Genomic DNA, 13,059 nt, shown 5'->3' with positions numbered 1-13,059 from the left:
CCACTTCCCGCGCGCACCATGGCAAGAACGATAACGGATGGCAAGTTTCGTGCCAGAAGTTGATCAGCTAGATCGAGAAGCTTTCGCCGAGATAGACGCGGCGCGCTTCGGGATCGGCGCTGATGGTCTCGGGCTTGCCCTGGATCATCACCTTGCCGCCATGGATGAGATAGGCGCGATCGACGAGGCTTAGGGTTTCGCGCACCGCGTGATCGGTGATCAGGACGCCGATGCCGCGCTGCGTAAGCTGGCGGACGAGGCCCTTGACCTCGGACACGGCAATGGGGTCGACACCGGCGAAAGGTTCGTCGAGCAGCATGAAGCCGGGATCGGCAGCGAGGGCCCGTGCGATCTCGACGCGGCGGCGTTCGCCACCGGACAGGGCCAGGGCATTGGACTTGGCGAGGTGAGCAATGGAAAATTCGTTGAGCAGCGCTTCGAGCCGCAGCTTGCGCTCAGCGCGGTTGCTGACAGTGTTTTCAAGCACAGCCATGATATTGCCGGTGACGGTGAGGCCACGAAAGATGGAAGGCTCCTGCGGCAGGTAGCCGATGCCCAATTGCCCGCGCTGGAACAGCGGCAGGCGGGTGATGTCCTGGCCATCGAGCATGATCTTGCCGGCGTCGGGTTTGACGAGGCCCATGATCATGGTGAAGACCGTGGTCTTGCCGGCGCCATTGGGGCCGAGCAATCCCACCGCCTCGCCGCGGCGCACGGCGAGCGAAACGTCGCGCACCACGGCGCGCTTGCCAAAGCTCTTGGCCAGGCTATGGGCGACGAGCCAGCCCTTCTGGTCGATGCGCGGGCGCGCCGGTTCAGCGCTCATTTAGAGGAGAAAATACCGGTGACGCGGCCGCCGCCAGAGCTGGTGAAGGTCGAGACATTGGTCTCGAGGTTGACCACCAGTTCGGTCGCGTCGATCGTGCCCGAAGCGTTGGTGACCTTCACATTGCCGGTAAGGCGCAGGAGCTGGTCGGCGGGGGTAAACACGGCGCGGTCGCCGGTGGCGTCCTGATCCGTGGTCTGGAGACGCACATTGCCGCCAGAGGCCTCGAAGGTCTCGATGTCGGTGGTGCCGCCTTCGCCATAAGTGGCGACGACCTTTGGCGCCCAGACATTGACGGTCGGGTGCTTGACGATGACGTTGCCGGTAAACACGGCCTCGTGCACGGCTTCGTTCATGACAAAGGTGTCGGAGGTGATCTCCACCTGGCTTTGCGCCAAAGCTGGCAGCGGCAGCAGGAACGCGACAGTGGCAAGGAGACGCAAAGGTCGGGTCATGGGTCTTGGTCTCCGTCCGAGAGATCGTTCTCTCCGGGGGTGGAAGGCAGGGTGACGACGGACCGGTTGAAGGTCCAGATCATGCTTTGCGCATCATAGACGAGACCGCCCGCCCGAACCGTGGTGCCATCGGCATAATCGATCACAACCTCGCCATTGGTGGTCAGAAGCTGCGCCTGCCAGTCGAATACGGAATCGCGCAGGGTACCGGTGGTTCCGCTCGAGTCGGCGATGTCCGCCACGCCGGGCACCATGGTCAGCTGGTTGGTGGTGTCGAGCTGCGCAAGGGCAGCATCGGCGCTGAGCTGAACGCCATCGATCCGGTCGAGCACCAGCTTGGCTTCGGCTAGACCGATAAGGTCGGGTCGCTCGGTGGTGGCACGGGCGCTGCTGGCGGAGACGCGATAGGACGAGCCGTCCTGCATGACGCCGATATAGTCGGGGGCGGCCACTGTCACGGCGTCTGGTGTTACGGTGATTTGGCCGATGCTGAAGCGCCCGCCGAGGCTCGACAGCACGATCTGCAGCATCAGGGCGAACAGCACCAGCGCGCCCAGGATCGGCACCGCTAGCCGCAAGACGCGCACGAGCCGGTTGCGCCGCTGAAGGCGTCGGTGGATCGGCGGCAGTGAGGCGGCGGTGCTGATGCTCATTTAGCTATGGGCAAAAATATCGGTTTCTTCCCAGCCGAGCAGGTCGAGCGCGCAGCGCGTCTTTAGGAACTCGAAACACTCGCGCGCCAGTTCGGTGCGGCCTTCGCGCTGCAGCATGCGATCGAGATGGCGCTTGAGATCGTGGAGATAGAGCACGTCCGAAGCGGCATATTCGAGTTGGGCATCGCTGAGCTTCTCGTGGCCCCAGTCCGAACTCTGCTGCTGCTTGCTCATGTCGACATTGAGCAGCTCGCGCACGAGGTCCTTGAGACCATGGCGGTCGGTATAGGTGCGGACCAGCTTGCTCGCGATCTTGGTGCAATAAACTGGGCCGGTGACGACGCCAAAGCGGTTCTGCAAAACGGCGACGTCGAAGCGGGCGTAGTGAAAAATCTTGGTGACGCCGGGATCGCTCAGGAGCTTAACGAGATTGGGCGCCTCGGTTGCGTCCTGCGGGATCTGCACCACATCGGCGCTGCCATCGCCGGGCGACAGCTGGATGACGCAGAGCCGATCGCGGTGGGGATGGAGGCCCATGGTTTCGGTATCGATCGCAACTTCGCGGCCATAGTTGGAAAGATTGGGCAGATCGCCCCGATGCACTCGAATGGCCATGAAGAATTCCCGCGTTTGGTTAGAAGCTTCCTTGGCACAGAGCCGTGGCCAAGAAAAGGCACAGCGCTCTCCAGGACCGTACCGGCACGATATAAAGCTTTCTTTATATGGATATTGATTTCGCCTCCGTGACCTGCGAGAAGCGAAGCTGAAAGTGTGGGGACGTCTCCACACGCGCACTGCCCGTGCGCCCTCGCCACTTTGCAAAGAGGTTTAACGTGGCCCGTCCCGATTACCAGTTCACCTCGGAATCTGTCTCCGAAGGCCATCCCGACAAGGTCTGCGACCGCATTTCCGACGAGATCGTCGATCTCGTGTTCAAGGAAGCCAAAAAAGTCGGTATGGACCCGGCGCAGGTGCGCATTGCCTGCGAAACATTGGCCACGACCAATCGCGTGGTCATCGCCGGCGAAGTGCGTGTGCCCGAAACCCTTCTCAAGAAGAAGGACGGCGTGGTCGTCACCGACGCCTCGGGCGCTCCGGTGATCAACCCCGCCAAGTTCAAGTCGGCGGCGCGCAAGGCGGTCCGCGACATCGGTTACGAACAGTCCGGTTTTCACTGGAAGACCTGCAAGATCGACGTGCTGCTGCATGGCCAGTCGGCCGATATCGCGCAGGGCGTCGATGAAGCCGGCAACAAGGATGTTGGCGCAGGCGACCAGGGCATCATGTTCGGTTATGCCAGCCGGGAAACCCCCGAATTGCTGCCGGCGCCGATCTATTATGCCCACAAGATTCTCGAAACGCTGACCACGGCGCGCAAGTCGGGCGAAGGTCCGGCCGCGGTGCTGGGGCCCGATGCCAAGTCGCAGGTCACCGTCCGCTACCAGGATGGCAAGCCCGTTGGCGTGACGCAGATCGTCCTCTCCACCCAGCATATGGACGACAAGCTGAGTTCGGCCGACGTCCGCAACATCGTCGAGCCCTATATCCGTGAGGCGCTGCCGGAAGGCTGGATTTCCGACGACACCGTCTGGCATGTGAACCCAACCGGCAAGTTCGTCGTCGGGGGTCCCGATGGCGATGCCGGTCTCACCGGCCGCAAGATCATCGTCGACACCTATGGTGGCGCAGCCCCGCATGGCGGTGGCGCCTTTTCGGGCAAGGACCCGACCAAGGTCGACCGCTCGGCGGCCTATGCGGCGCGATACCTCGCCAAGAATGTCGTGGCTGCGGGCCTTGCCGATCGCGCCACGATCCAGCTGAGCTATGCCATCGGCGTCGCCAAGCCGCTCTCGATCTATGTCGACCTCCATGGCACCGGCTCGGTCGACGAAGCAAAGCTCGAAACCGCGCTGGCCCAAGTCATGGACCTCACGCCCCGCGGCATCCGCACGCATCTTGATCTCAACAAGCCGATCTACGCCAAGACCTCCGCCTACGGCCATTTCGGCCGCAAGGCCGGCCGCGATGGCAGCTTCTCCTGGGAGAAGACCGACCTGGTGAAGGCACTCAAGGCTGCCGTGGCCTGACCGTTTCGGCCCGGCGCGCAATTGCCGGGCCGGGTCTTAAGGCGGCGTTAGAACTTCGCCTGCTCACTGCCGCAGAACGGGTCGACTGGGCTCACGCCGGTCCACGCAATGCGTCCCATCAGTGCCTCGACCACAGCTGCCTGCATGTTCTCGTTCGACCCGTAGGCGTTGACATAGGTCGGCACACGCGGGGCGTCGTGGAGATAGTAGGGGAAACCCAGCGAGACCATCAGCGTGGGCACATCGTGCCAATAGCGCCGCATCGCCCCGAACACCGATCGGGTCAGCTGCCGCCAGTTGAGGAAAATGCGTCCGCGCGTCAGCAGCGTTTCCTCGGCCAAAAGATAGAGCACGAGGTCGAAGTCCTTGGGATTGACCTCCAGCTCCGGCGAGAATTCCGTTACCTCAAAGCCTTCCTGCCGCAGCCGGTCAGGAAGCGACAAAGGAAGCGGCATGGGGGCAAAAGGCTGCACTGCGCCCGTCGAGAACACCAGCACGCGCTTGTGCTTGGCTGGTGACAGCGGCAGCAGCTTTTGGACGTCCTTGACCAGCGTCGGCACCCGCTCGGTCACCGACTTTGCGGTGATGCGGCTATCCGAACGCGCCATCATCATCTCGGCGGTGGAGAGTGACGGTAGAACACGCTCCGGCTTGTGCAGTCCGAGCGCTGCCTTAAGGGCCAGCACCCGCGTTACCGCTTCGTCCACGCGCTCCTGCGAAAGCCGTCCGTCGGCCACCGCCTTAACCAGCCGCATCAGGTCGGCATTGGGGTCGTCGGAAAAAAGAATGACGTCGCAGCCGGCGATCACAAGGTCCGGCACGGTCTGGTCGCGATGCCCCCAATCGCCAAGCCCCGCCATGCCTGTCGCATCCGAAACGATGAGCCCGTTAAAGCCGAGCCGTTCGCGCAAGAGTTGCTGATTGAGGACGCGGCTGACCGAGGCAGGTCGGAACGCCTCGCCTTCCACCGCGGGATCGAGCTCGCGAACAAAGGCCGGGAAGGCGATATGCGCCGACATGACGCTCATCACCCCGGCCTCGATCGCCGCGCGATAAAGCCGGCCGAAGCTGGCCTCCCATTCCGCCAGCGTCAGCGGATTGACCGTCGTCACCAGATGCTGGTCGCGGTCGTCATAGCCTTCGCCGGGCCAATGCTTGACCGTCGCGGCGATGCCCTTGGCCTGAAAGGCACGGATTTGTGCCAAGGCGTGCCGCTCGATGCGAGCGACGTCCGAGCCATAGGAGCGCGTGCCGACAATGGCGCTTTGCCACGCCTTGTTGATGTCGATGACCGGCGTAAAGCTCCAGTTGAGCCCGACGGCGCGCGCTTCTTCCGCCATGATGGTCGAGATCGCCGCGGTTGCCTCGACATCGTCCACTGCAGCCAGCCCGAGCGGGTTCGGCACTTCCGTGCCGAAGGGGAGGCTCATCCGGCTGCCTTCAAGATCGGCGCTCACCAGCATCGGCACCGGACCGGCGCCATCGACCTGGCGCATCAGCGCGACCTCGTCGGCAAGGTTCGCCGAAAAGATGCGCGTCACCCCGCCCGGCTTGAAGGTCCGCAGGCTTTCGATGGCCGTTTCGGGCCCCTCGCGGCTGAGGAGATTGAAAAGCTGCGCCAGCCGATCCCGCGCACTCAGACTGTCGCGTGTCTGGTGCACCCAGGCCTGCGCCGTCTCATCGAGATGGAACGGCGCGGCGGAAAGATCGATCGGGGTCACAGCCTTCTCCTCAAAGTGCTGCGTGAGACGTAGCAGGCCCGAGGAGGCGATGGGAAGGGCGCTCAGAGCCGCCGGCGTCGAAGCCGCCGCGATGCGACAAGGCCGATCAGCATGCCCGCGATGACCGCGATCAGGAACGGCCAATGCCGCACTCGAGTGAAGATCGTCCCGTTGAGCCTTTGATGCGGGCGGACATCGAGCGCCGCCATCTGCCCCGGCGCGAGTTCGGCGGTGATGCGGCCGACCGGATCGGTGGCAAAGGTGAGGCCGGTATTGGCAGCGCGGATCAGGCTCATGCCCTCTTCGACCGCGCGGACGCGCGCGTGGTGGGCATGCTGCGCCGGTCCGATCGAGCCATCGAACCAGGCATCGTTGGTCGGGTTGAGCATGAACTGCGCGCTGCCGCTGGCCCCCAGATCGCCTGAAAAAATGATCTCGTAGCAGACCAGAACCAGGGCTGCAGGAGCATTAGGCAGGGCCAGGACCCGCCGGCGAACGTCACCGGCCGACCAGCCATCGACCCCGGGCACGAACTGCGTGATGCCGATCTGCCGGAAGAAGGTCGCAAACGGCAGGAATTCGCCGAAGGGCACGAGGTGTGCCTTGTCGTAGGACGCGACGATCTCGCCTTCCGTATCGATGGCCACGACGGAATTGAAGGGCGGCTCCCCGGTTCGCGCGCCATCCAGTTCATAGGGCAGGCGCGGTACGCCGGCGATCAGCGTCGTCTGCTCGGGCAAGAGCCGGGCGATGCGGGCCAAGGCATCGGGGTAGCTTTCAAGGAAAAACGGCAAGCTCGATTCGGGCCAAACCAGGTGGGTGATGTCGCCCAGCCCCTGGTCCGTCGGGTCCATGCGCATGTCGCTCAGCATCAACAGGCGATCGACCAGCGCCACCGGATCGACATTGCCGAAATCCGCATGCTCGTAGACCAGCGGCTGCACAAGGCGCATCGCTATGTCCTGCCGCTCGGTGGAGATGGTGCCGGCGAGCCGGTTGTAGCCATAGCCGAGCTGCGCGGCGATGACGAAGAGCGCAAGAAAAAGCGGCGCCAGGCGACGCGACCAGGAGCGGTCATCTGCCGGCCAGACCAGCGCCGGGACCGAAGCCAGGAGCGGCGCCAGATAGGTGACGCCATAAATGCCGATTACCGAGGTCAGCTGCATCATCTCGTCGCTGCCAGTGAGGCTATAGCCGAGGAGATCGAAGGGAAAACCCGTCAGCACATGGCCGCGCGCGAATTCGGCTGCGGCGAGCCAGGCGGAAAACGTGATGATCCGCGTCCAGCCATGGCTCCAGAACAGATGCGCAAAGGCGCTGCCGAATCCCCAGAACACGGCGATCAGCGCGGCAAGGGCCGCGATCGCAAAGGGCATCGCGCCGATGATCCAGCCGCCATCCACAAAAAAGGCTGCGCCCAGCCAATGGAAGGCGACAATGAAATAGCCCCAGCCGAAGGCAAAGCCGATAGTGAAGGCCGGGCTGAAAATGCGCCGCCAACCCTTGCCGCGCTCTGCGCCGTCGAGGGCCCAGATCCAGACCGGCATGGCGACAAACAGCGCCGGCAAAATAAACAGCGGCGGCACCGAGAGACCGGCAATCGCGCCCGCCACCAGCAGCAGCAGGAAGCGGCGCCAGCCCTGGCTCAACATGGCAGTTTCGGCCAGCCAGGTCATCGGCTTGGGGAAGGCGAATCAAAGGACATGGCGGCAAGGTGGTCGCCTGCACTGGGAGCGTCAAGGCGGTGGACTTGCCGCGAGCGCGAGGCTAGGAGTGCATCTGGCACCCCTCACCCGTCTCGGCCTCTGGCCGAGCCACCCTCTCCCGCAAGGGGAGAGGGGAGTCGCTGTGCCAGACCAACCACTGTGCCCCCTTCTCCCCCTGCGGGAGAAGGTGCCCGAAGGGCGGATGAGGGGTTTCTGCTGCCGTGACCCTGCCCATCACCCTTGCCATCGATACCGCCGCGCCCCGCCTGCAGCTCGCGCTGCTCCTGGCCGATGGGCATTGCGAAGTGCTGGTTGAAGACATTGCCAAGGGTCACGCGGAAATCCTGTTCGACCGCATCAACACGCTCCTGGCGCGCAATGACGTCGGCTACGAGGCGCTGGCGCGCATTGCCACGACGACCGGGCCCGGCTCGTTCACCGGCCTGCGCATCGGCCTCTCAGCGGCCCGCGGCCTCGGTCTTGCCCGAAAACTGCCGGTGATCGGCGTGCCGAGCCTCCTCGCGATTTCGCTGAACGCGCCCTCCGGGCCGGTCGCGGTTCTGCTCGATGCGCGGCGCGACGAAGCCTATTTCGAAGCCTTTCCGGCGCCGGGCGTAGTCGGGGACGGGCCCCGGCTGCTGCCCATGGCAGAAGCGCGCGCCGCTATCCCGCAAGATGGCACGCTGATCGAGTCCCCCTTCGTCGAAATCGGCAAGTTGGCGCGCTTTGCGGCCGATGCCGATCCCACCGCCTTCCCGCCGCACGCCGCCTATGTGCGCGACGCCGATGCCAAGCCGCAGGACGCCTCGCGCGTGCCGCGCCGGGCGTGAGCAGCATGGACAAGCTCTGGCTCGCCCCGGCGGGGCTCCATATCGAAATGGGCGAAGCGGGCGACGCCAGGGAAATGGCGCGCATCCATGCCTTGGGCTTTTACCGCGGCTGGCCGGCCGAGGAGTTTTCGACCTTTCTCGCCGATCGCATGACCCCGGTTTACGTGGCTTGCGACGCCAAGCGCCGCATCGCCGGCTTCGCCCTGATCCGCGTTGTTGTCGACGAAGCCGAGCTTTTGACCATTGCCGTTGACCCAAAGTGGCGCGGCAAGAAGATCGGCCGCGCCCTGCTCGATGCGGTCTTTGCCGACCTAATGATGTCGCCGGCCAAGCGCATGTTTTTGGAAGTCGAGGAGGGCAACACGCCTGCCGTCCGCCTCTACAAACAACAGGGTTTCAAGACCATCTCGACCCGCAAAGGCTATTATCCCCAGCCCGACGGCAGCGCCGCCACTGCGCTTGTCATGGCCCGCGATCTTGGGTAACCCGGAAGGGTCACCCGGCGTCTAGGGAGCGATAGTGTGAGCAAGATCAGTTCCGACCTAACGCTCGAAGAAGCCTGTGTCGCGCGCGGCATGCGCATGACCGACCAGCGCCGCACCATTGCCCGCATCATCGAAGGCGCTTCCGATCATCCCGACGTGGAAGAGCTTTATCGCCGCGCTTCGGCCGTCGACCCGCGCATTTCGCTGTCGACGGTTTACCGCACCGTCAACCTCTTCGAAGAGGCCGGGCTCGTCACCAAGCATGATTTCAAGGATGGCCGCGCCCGCTTCGAACTCATCCCCGACGAGCACCATGACCATCTGATCGATATCCGCACCGGCAAGGTTATCGAGTTCCGCAACGAGGAAATCGAAGCCATCCAGGAAGTGATCGCCAAGCGGTTGGGCTATAAGCTTATCGATCACCGGCTCGAACTTTATGCCGTGCCGCTCGGCACCAAGCCTGGGCAGAAATGATCCAAGTTTAGGCGTTAGCCTTAACTGGTGAACCCGCTTTGGCGTTAACTTCCCGTTAGCTATGACACGCCTGAAAAAGGAGCACGTCATGGCTTGGGAACTGCTGGCAATCTGGGCGATCGTCGCTACCACCGTGCTGTGGTTCGTGCGCGATGAGAAGCGGCTGCGCGAGGAGCGGTTGATGGCACGAGCGCGCCACTTTGCCGTCGCACCCGCCTATCGGCACCAGCCTTCCGCTGCTGCGCGGCTGGCGCGGCTCGGCTAAGCCGCCGGCCGGCCCAGAGTCTGCTTGAGGCGGCCGACAATGTCGGCGGCTTTGACCATCAAGCCGAGGTCGATGTCTTCGTCGCTCATGCCCGCATGGGTATCCACCCAGACCGGCAGCAGCAATTCGTGCCGGTATTGCTGTTCGCCGATCGTTTCAGTGAGGACGGCGCGCACCTTGCCCGTCATACGGTCGGGTAGCCGCGCATGCACCTGGCGCTCTGCCAAGGCGATATCAATCAATTCGAAAGTCATATTGGCTCCGGGGAGCCCCCAAGAGCCAGATTGGCACATGGTGGTTCACCACGCCTTAACGGCGGGAACCTGCTTAGGTTTCTCGACATAATGCAAGATGCCGAAAAGTTCCCGCTTGCCATCCCCAATTTTTAGTGTGGCGAATCTGGTGCGTAGCCGCAGTCTAGACGCGGACGGCGTGCTCCACTCGTCCCTGATCGCCGAAGATACGCAGATAGCGCGCGATATCGTCCGGCGTGCCCGTCGCTTTGGCGGGATTGTCGGAAAGCTTGACCGCCGGGCGTCCATTGGCCTCGCTGACCTTGGCGACGATGGAGATGGGTGAGAGGCCCGGATTGGGCTCGGGCGCGCAATCTTCGAAATCATTGGTGAGATTGGTGCCCCAGCCAAAGCTCATGCGCACCTTGCCATCGAAGTGGATATAGGCTTCCTCGATCATGTCGACGTCGAGCCCGTCGGAAAAAATCAGCAGCTTCTCGCGCGGGTCGCGGCCACGCGACTTCCAGAACTCGATGATGCGTTCGCCCCCTTCGATCGCTGGCGCCGAGTCCGGACGGAAGCCGGTCCAGTCGGCCACCCAGTCGGGCGCATTGCGCAAGAACGCATCGGTGCCGAAGGCGTCCGGCAAGACGATCAGCAAGTTGCCGCCGTAGTAGCTCTTCCAGTCCTGGAGGACGCGATAGGGCGCTTCGCGCAGCTCATCGTCGGAGCGGGCAAGAGCAGCCAGCACCATGGGCAGTTCATGCGCATTGGTGCCGAGCGCTTCAAGGTCGCTATCCATAGCCAATTTGACGTTTGAGGTGCCGGTAAAGCTGTCACCGATCCCTTCTTTCAGCGCTTCTACGCACCACCTCTGCCACAAAAACGAATGGCGGCGGCGGGTGCCGAAATCGGAGATCTTGAGGTCCGGAAGCTTTTGCAACCGCTCGACTTTTTCCCACATCCGCGCCTTGGCGCGGGCGTAAAGCACGTCGAGCGTGAACGGCCCGTAACGCTTCATCGCTGCCCGCGACCGCAGCTCGTTGATGATGGCAAGCGCCGGAATTTCCCACATCGTAGTGTCGACCCAAAGCCCTGGAAATTCAAGGATATACTGCCCGTCGCGCTTCTCTAGCCGGTATTCCGGCAGCTGGTAGTTTTCGAGCCAGCGCAGAAAACCGGGCTGGAAAATCTGCTTGCTGCCATAAAAAGTATTACCGGCCAGCCAGATCATTTCCTTCTTGGAAAAGCGCAAGCTACGGCAGTGATCGAGCTGAGCACGCAGCTCGTCGATATCGATCTCTTCGGCGAGCCGTACGGATTTCGTTCGATTGATCAGCGAAAAGGTCGCCTCGACCTTGGGATAAAGCCCCCAGATCATTTGCAACATCAAGAGCTTATAGAAATCGGTGTCCAGCAGGCTGCGGATGATCGGATCGAGCTTCCAGGTATGGTTGTAAACCCGGCGAGCAATATCGGTATAGGTGGCCATAGCTGTCCCCAGTCGCGGCTGGGGTTCTAGCGCGGCGACGAGAGGCTGGAAAGGCGGCTTTATGCCGAGCGGTCCAGTTGAAAGCGTTCAAATCGCCCGAGCTCGGCTTTGATTGCCGTTCGTACTTCGGCTCCGAGCTCCTCAAGCCATGTCCATCGTTGTTGCAAGAGCTTGCCCGCGGCGCGGTCGGTCTTGAGGTCAGCTACTGCCACGACCCGGTCGTCCACCAGCACCGGCAGGGCGAAATAGCCGAAGCGTCGCTTGGCAGCCGGCACATAGGCTTCAAAGACATGGTCATAGCCGAACATAAGCTTCAGCCGCTTGCGCTGGATGATCAGCGGATCAAAGGGCGAAAGGATATGGACGCGGTTGGAGGCCTCGACCCCCGCCCAGTCGAGCGTGGCAGGTTCAGCCCAATGTGGCGTCTTGTCAGCGCCCTCTACCGTGACCGGAACAAGCAGGCGCCGTTTGACGCGCGACTCGATAAGCTCAAGCACAGCCGCTTTGGCAGGCGCATTGAGGTGGCAGATGGAATCGAGGCTGACCAGCCCCTGGCTGCGCAAGGCGCGGTCAAGCAGGTATGCGGTGATCTGCCGCTCGGTTGCGGCTCTTGGGAAGGCGTCCCAGCCGAAATGGCGACCGGTGAGCTCATAGGTCTTGAGCATGCCTTCGCGTGCCGAGATGGTCACAAGCCCTTGGTAGAACATCAGCTGCAGCACGCGTTTTGACGGTTTGCGGCTGGCCCAGGGGTGGTTCTTGTCGACAAGCTCATCGTCATCGATGTCGCGAATCGACAGCGCGCCTTCGGTTTTCAGCCGCCTGGTCATGGCGCTGACTTCCCTCGTGGTCACCGAGCCGAACCAGGCGCTGGGATTGTCGCGATAGCGCTTCATCGCCGGCACGAAAAACGAAAAGTCGGCCGTCGGGACATAGCTCAGCGCGTGCGTCCAATATTCGAAGACCGACTTCTCAGCGCTTTGCAGATGCGCCAGGTCCGAGCGGCGATAGCTCGGAATGCGCGAATAAAGAATGTGGTGGTGGCAGCGTTCGATCACATTGATGGTGTCGATCTGCAAATAGCCCAGATGAGCGATCGCAGCCTGCGCCGCTTCAGGCCCTGCGCCGAATGGCTCGAAACTATCGAGCCGCTGCGCCCGCATCCAGATGGCGCGCGCTTGTTTTTGAGTAATGACAAGAGGTTTGCGGGTCACGAGGCGATCCATTGGAGGCATGCAGCATGAGCAGGGCTCCCCATGCCGTCAACCGACTGCGCAAATAACCCATGTCAGCTATGGATACGGAAGAACCGTGCTAGCGTTTCACGATCAAGAATGGAGAAGCGTCATGTATGAGGACACCGAAAAATTCGTCGACATGGATTTCGAACAAAACGTCCGTAAGGCCGCTTACCACCTTTGGGAAGACGACGGCCGCCCGTTCGGCAAAGAAAAGGACTACTGGTTCCGCGCCATCGAAATGCTGATGGCCGAGCGCGCCGATGACAAGGCAGCAGGCGAAGCGAAGAAGTGAGACGCTTGCGATTAGCTAGGGCCTAGTGGCATATTCGCGCCATGACTATGGCTCTAAATCTGTCCGAAGAAACTCAAGGGCGCGTGGCGGCCATTGCAGCCCGTACCAATCTGACGGTCGAGCAAATCGTCGTCGACGCCTTGGAAAACGGCCATTCTCTTGAGTGGCAGGAACGTTTTTTGGAAAAGGTGGCCGCCGGACTGGCCGACGCTCGGGAAGAGCGCTTTGCGACCGACGATGAGGTCGATCGCGTCGTCAATAAGTATCGCACGGAATAATTCGGGTCATCTGGACGCGTG

General features: G+C 62.5%; 16 protein-coding genes. 7 read left to right on the top strand and 9 right to left on the bottom strand.

What is annotated here, in order from left to right; genetic code table 11:
* Positions 1-67 precede the first annotated feature (67 nt).
* The 4 genes from lptB to JI748_RS14525 are packed head-to-tail and all read right to left on the bottom strand — an operon-like array spanning position 68 to position 2,549.
* Complete coding sequence (gene lptB, locus JI748_RS14540) at positions 68-826, bottom strand: LPS export ABC transporter ATP-binding protein (RefSeq protein ID WP_201632180.1); 759 nt, start codon at positions 824-826, stop codon at positions 68-70.
* Complete coding sequence (locus JI748_RS14535) at positions 823-1,281, bottom strand: LptA/OstA family protein (protein WP_201632177.1); 459 nt, start codon at positions 1,279-1,281, stop codon at positions 823-825. The genes lptB and JI748_RS14535 overlap by 4 nt, the downstream gene beginning before the upstream one ends.
* Positions 1,278-1,934: a hypothetical protein gene (locus JI748_RS14530; RefSeq protein WP_201632174.1), complete on the bottom strand. Its 657-nt coding sequence runs from the start codon at positions 1,932-1,934 to the stop codon at positions 1,278-1,280. The genes JI748_RS14535 and JI748_RS14530 overlap by 4 nt, the downstream gene beginning before the upstream one ends.
* On the bottom strand, positions 1,935-2,549 hold the full coding sequence (locus JI748_RS14525; protein ID WP_201632171.1) for a ribonuclease D: 615 nt from the start codon (positions 2,547-2,549) through the stop codon (positions 1,935-1,937).
* A gap of 218 nt (positions 2,550-2,767) precedes the next feature.
* Between JI748_RS14525 and metK the strand changes: the two genes are divergently transcribed.
* Positions 2,768-4,021, top strand: a complete 1,254-nt coding sequence (metK, locus tag JI748_RS14520) for a methionine adenosyltransferase (RefSeq protein ID WP_201632168.1) — start codon at positions 2,768-2,770, stop codon at positions 4,019-4,021.
* 47 nt (positions 4,022-4,068) lie between these two features.
* On the opposite strand, the gene JI748_RS14515 is transcribed toward metK, so the two are convergent.
* Both JI748_RS14515 and lnt read right to left on the bottom strand, forming a co-directional pair.
* Positions 4,069-5,742, bottom strand: coding sequence for a glycoside hydrolase family 3 protein (locus JI748_RS14515; RefSeq protein ID WP_201632165.1), 1,674 nt, complete (start codon positions 5,740-5,742; stop codon positions 4,069-4,071).
* A 62-nt stretch (positions 5,743-5,804) separates the two neighbouring features.
* Positions 5,805-7,418 (bottom strand): apolipoprotein N-acyltransferase, encoded by a 1,614-nt coding sequence (lnt, locus tag JI748_RS14510; RefSeq protein WP_201632162.1) that lies wholly within the window; start codon positions 7,416-7,418, stop codon positions 5,805-5,807.
* A 251-nt stretch (positions 7,419-7,669) separates the two neighbouring features.
* Here lnt and tsaB point away from each other — a divergent pair, with 251 nt between their 5' ends.
* The 4 genes from tsaB to JI748_RS14490 all read left to right on the top strand — a co-directional run bounded on the left by tsaB (position 7,670) and on the right by JI748_RS14490 (position 9,505).
* Positions 7,670-8,278 (top strand): tRNA (adenosine(37)-N6)-threonylcarbamoyltransferase complex dimerization subunit type 1 TsaB, encoded by a 609-nt coding sequence (gene tsaB / locus JI748_RS14505; protein WP_201632159.1) that lies wholly within the window; start codon positions 7,670-7,672, stop codon positions 8,276-8,278.
* 5 nt (positions 8,279-8,283) lie between these two features.
* On the top strand, positions 8,284-8,763 hold the full coding sequence (rimI, locus tag JI748_RS14500; RefSeq protein WP_201632156.1) for a ribosomal protein S18-alanine N-acetyltransferase: 480 nt from the start codon (positions 8,284-8,286) through the stop codon (positions 8,761-8,763).
* Between the two features lie 90 nt (positions 8,764-8,853).
* Positions 8,854-9,240: a Fur family transcriptional regulator gene (locus JI748_RS14495; RefSeq protein WP_201637387.1), complete on the top strand. Its 387-nt coding sequence runs from the start codon at positions 8,854-8,856 to the stop codon at positions 9,238-9,240.
* A gap of 88 nt (positions 9,241-9,328) precedes the next feature.
* Positions 9,329-9,505 carry a hypothetical protein gene (locus JI748_RS14490; protein ID WP_201632153.1) on the top strand — a complete coding sequence of 59 codons (177 nt, stop codon included), beginning with the start codon at positions 9,329-9,331 and terminating at the stop codon, positions 9,503-9,505.
* On the opposite strand, the gene JI748_RS14485 is transcribed toward JI748_RS14490, so the two are convergent.
* The 3 genes from JI748_RS14485 to JI748_RS14475 form a co-directional block, all read right to left on the bottom strand.
* A complete protein-coding gene (locus JI748_RS14485) occupies positions 9,502-9,759 on the bottom strand; it encodes a hypothetical protein (RefSeq protein ID WP_201632150.1) in 258 nt (85 codons plus the stop codon). The genes JI748_RS14490 and JI748_RS14485 overlap by 4 nt on opposite strands.
* Before the next feature lie 163 nt (positions 9,760-9,922).
* A complete protein-coding gene (gene pncB / locus JI748_RS14480; protein ID WP_201632148.1) occupies positions 9,923-11,230 on the bottom strand; it encodes a nicotinate phosphoribosyltransferase in 1,308 nt (435 codons plus the stop codon).
* 59 nt (positions 11,231-11,289) lie between these two features.
* Positions 11,290-12,453: a winged helix-turn-helix domain-containing protein gene (locus JI748_RS14475; protein WP_201632145.1), complete on the bottom strand. Its 1,164-nt coding sequence runs from the start codon at positions 12,451-12,453 to the stop codon at positions 11,290-11,292.
* A gap of 121 nt (positions 12,454-12,574) precedes the next feature.
* Here JI748_RS14475 and JI748_RS14470 point away from each other — a divergent pair, with 121 nt between their 5' ends.
* Positions 12,575-12,760: a DUF2934 domain-containing protein gene (locus tag JI748_RS14470; protein ID WP_201632142.1), complete on the top strand. Its 186-nt coding sequence runs from the start codon at positions 12,575-12,577 to the stop codon at positions 12,758-12,760.
* 47 nt (positions 12,761-12,807) lie between these two features.
* Positions 12,808-13,038 (top strand): transcriptional regulator, encoded by a 231-nt coding sequence (locus JI748_RS14465; RefSeq protein WP_233280543.1) that lies wholly within the window; start codon positions 12,808-12,810, stop codon positions 13,036-13,038.
* Positions 13,039-13,059 lie beyond the last annotated feature (21 nt).

It is taken from the genome of Devosia rhizoryzae (assembly GCF_016698665.1).
GTDB classification, from domain to species: Bacteria; Pseudomonadota; Alphaproteobacteria; order Rhizobiales; family Devosiaceae; genus Devosia; species Devosia rhizoryzae.
The sequence above is the reverse complement of the archived record's forward strand: the minus strand, read 5'-3'. Positions and strand labels throughout refer to the sequence as shown.

Excerpts from the sequence above, each read along its gene's own strand:
- lptB (WP_201632180.1), bottom strand. The coding sequence starts at position 826 with ATGAGCGCTGAACCGGCGCGCCCGCGCATCGACCAGAAGGGCTGGCTC.
- JI748_RS14535 (WP_201632177.1), bottom strand. The coding sequence starts at position 1,281 with ATGACCCGACCTTTGCGTCTCCTTGCCACTGTCGCGTTCCTGCTGCCG.
- JI748_RS14530 (WP_201632174.1), bottom strand. The coding sequence starts at position 1,934 with ATGAGCATCAGCACCGCCGCCTCACTGCCGCCGATCCACCGACGCCTT.
- JI748_RS14525 (WP_201632171.1), bottom strand. The coding sequence starts at position 2,549 with ATGGCCATTCGAGTGCATCGGGGCGATCTGCCCAATCTTTCCAACTAT.
- lnt (WP_201632162.1), bottom strand. The coding sequence starts at position 7,418 with ATGACCTGGCTGGCCGAAACTGCCATGTTGAGCCAGGGCTGGCGCCGC.
- rimI (WP_201632156.1), top strand. The coding sequence starts at position 8,284 with ATGGACAAGCTCTGGCTCGCCCCGGCGGGGCTCCATATCGAAATGGGC.
- JI748_RS14495 (WP_201637387.1), top strand. The coding sequence starts at position 8,854 with ATGCGCATGACCGACCAGCGCCGCACCATTGCCCGCATCATCGAAGGC.
- JI748_RS14490 (WP_201632153.1), top strand. The coding sequence starts at position 9,329 with ATGGCTTGGGAACTGCTGGCAATCTGGGCGATCGTCGCTACCACCGTG.
- JI748_RS14485 (WP_201632150.1), bottom strand. The coding sequence starts at position 9,759 with ATGACTTTCGAATTGATTGATATCGCCTTGGCAGAGCGCCAGGTGCAT.
- pncB (WP_201632148.1), bottom strand. The coding sequence starts at position 11,230 with ATGGCCACCTATACCGATATTGCTCGCCGGGTTTACAACCATACCTGG.
- JI748_RS14475 (WP_201632145.1), bottom strand. The coding sequence starts at position 12,453 with ATGGATCGCCTCGTGACCCGCAAACCTCTTGTCATTACTCAAAAACAA.
- JI748_RS14470 (WP_201632142.1), top strand. The coding sequence starts at position 12,575 with ATGTATGAGGACACCGAAAAATTCGTCGACATGGATTTCGAACAAAAC.
- JI748_RS14465 (WP_233280543.1), top strand. The coding sequence starts at position 12,808 with ATGGCTCTAAATCTGTCCGAAGAAACTCAAGGGCGCGTGGCGGCCATT.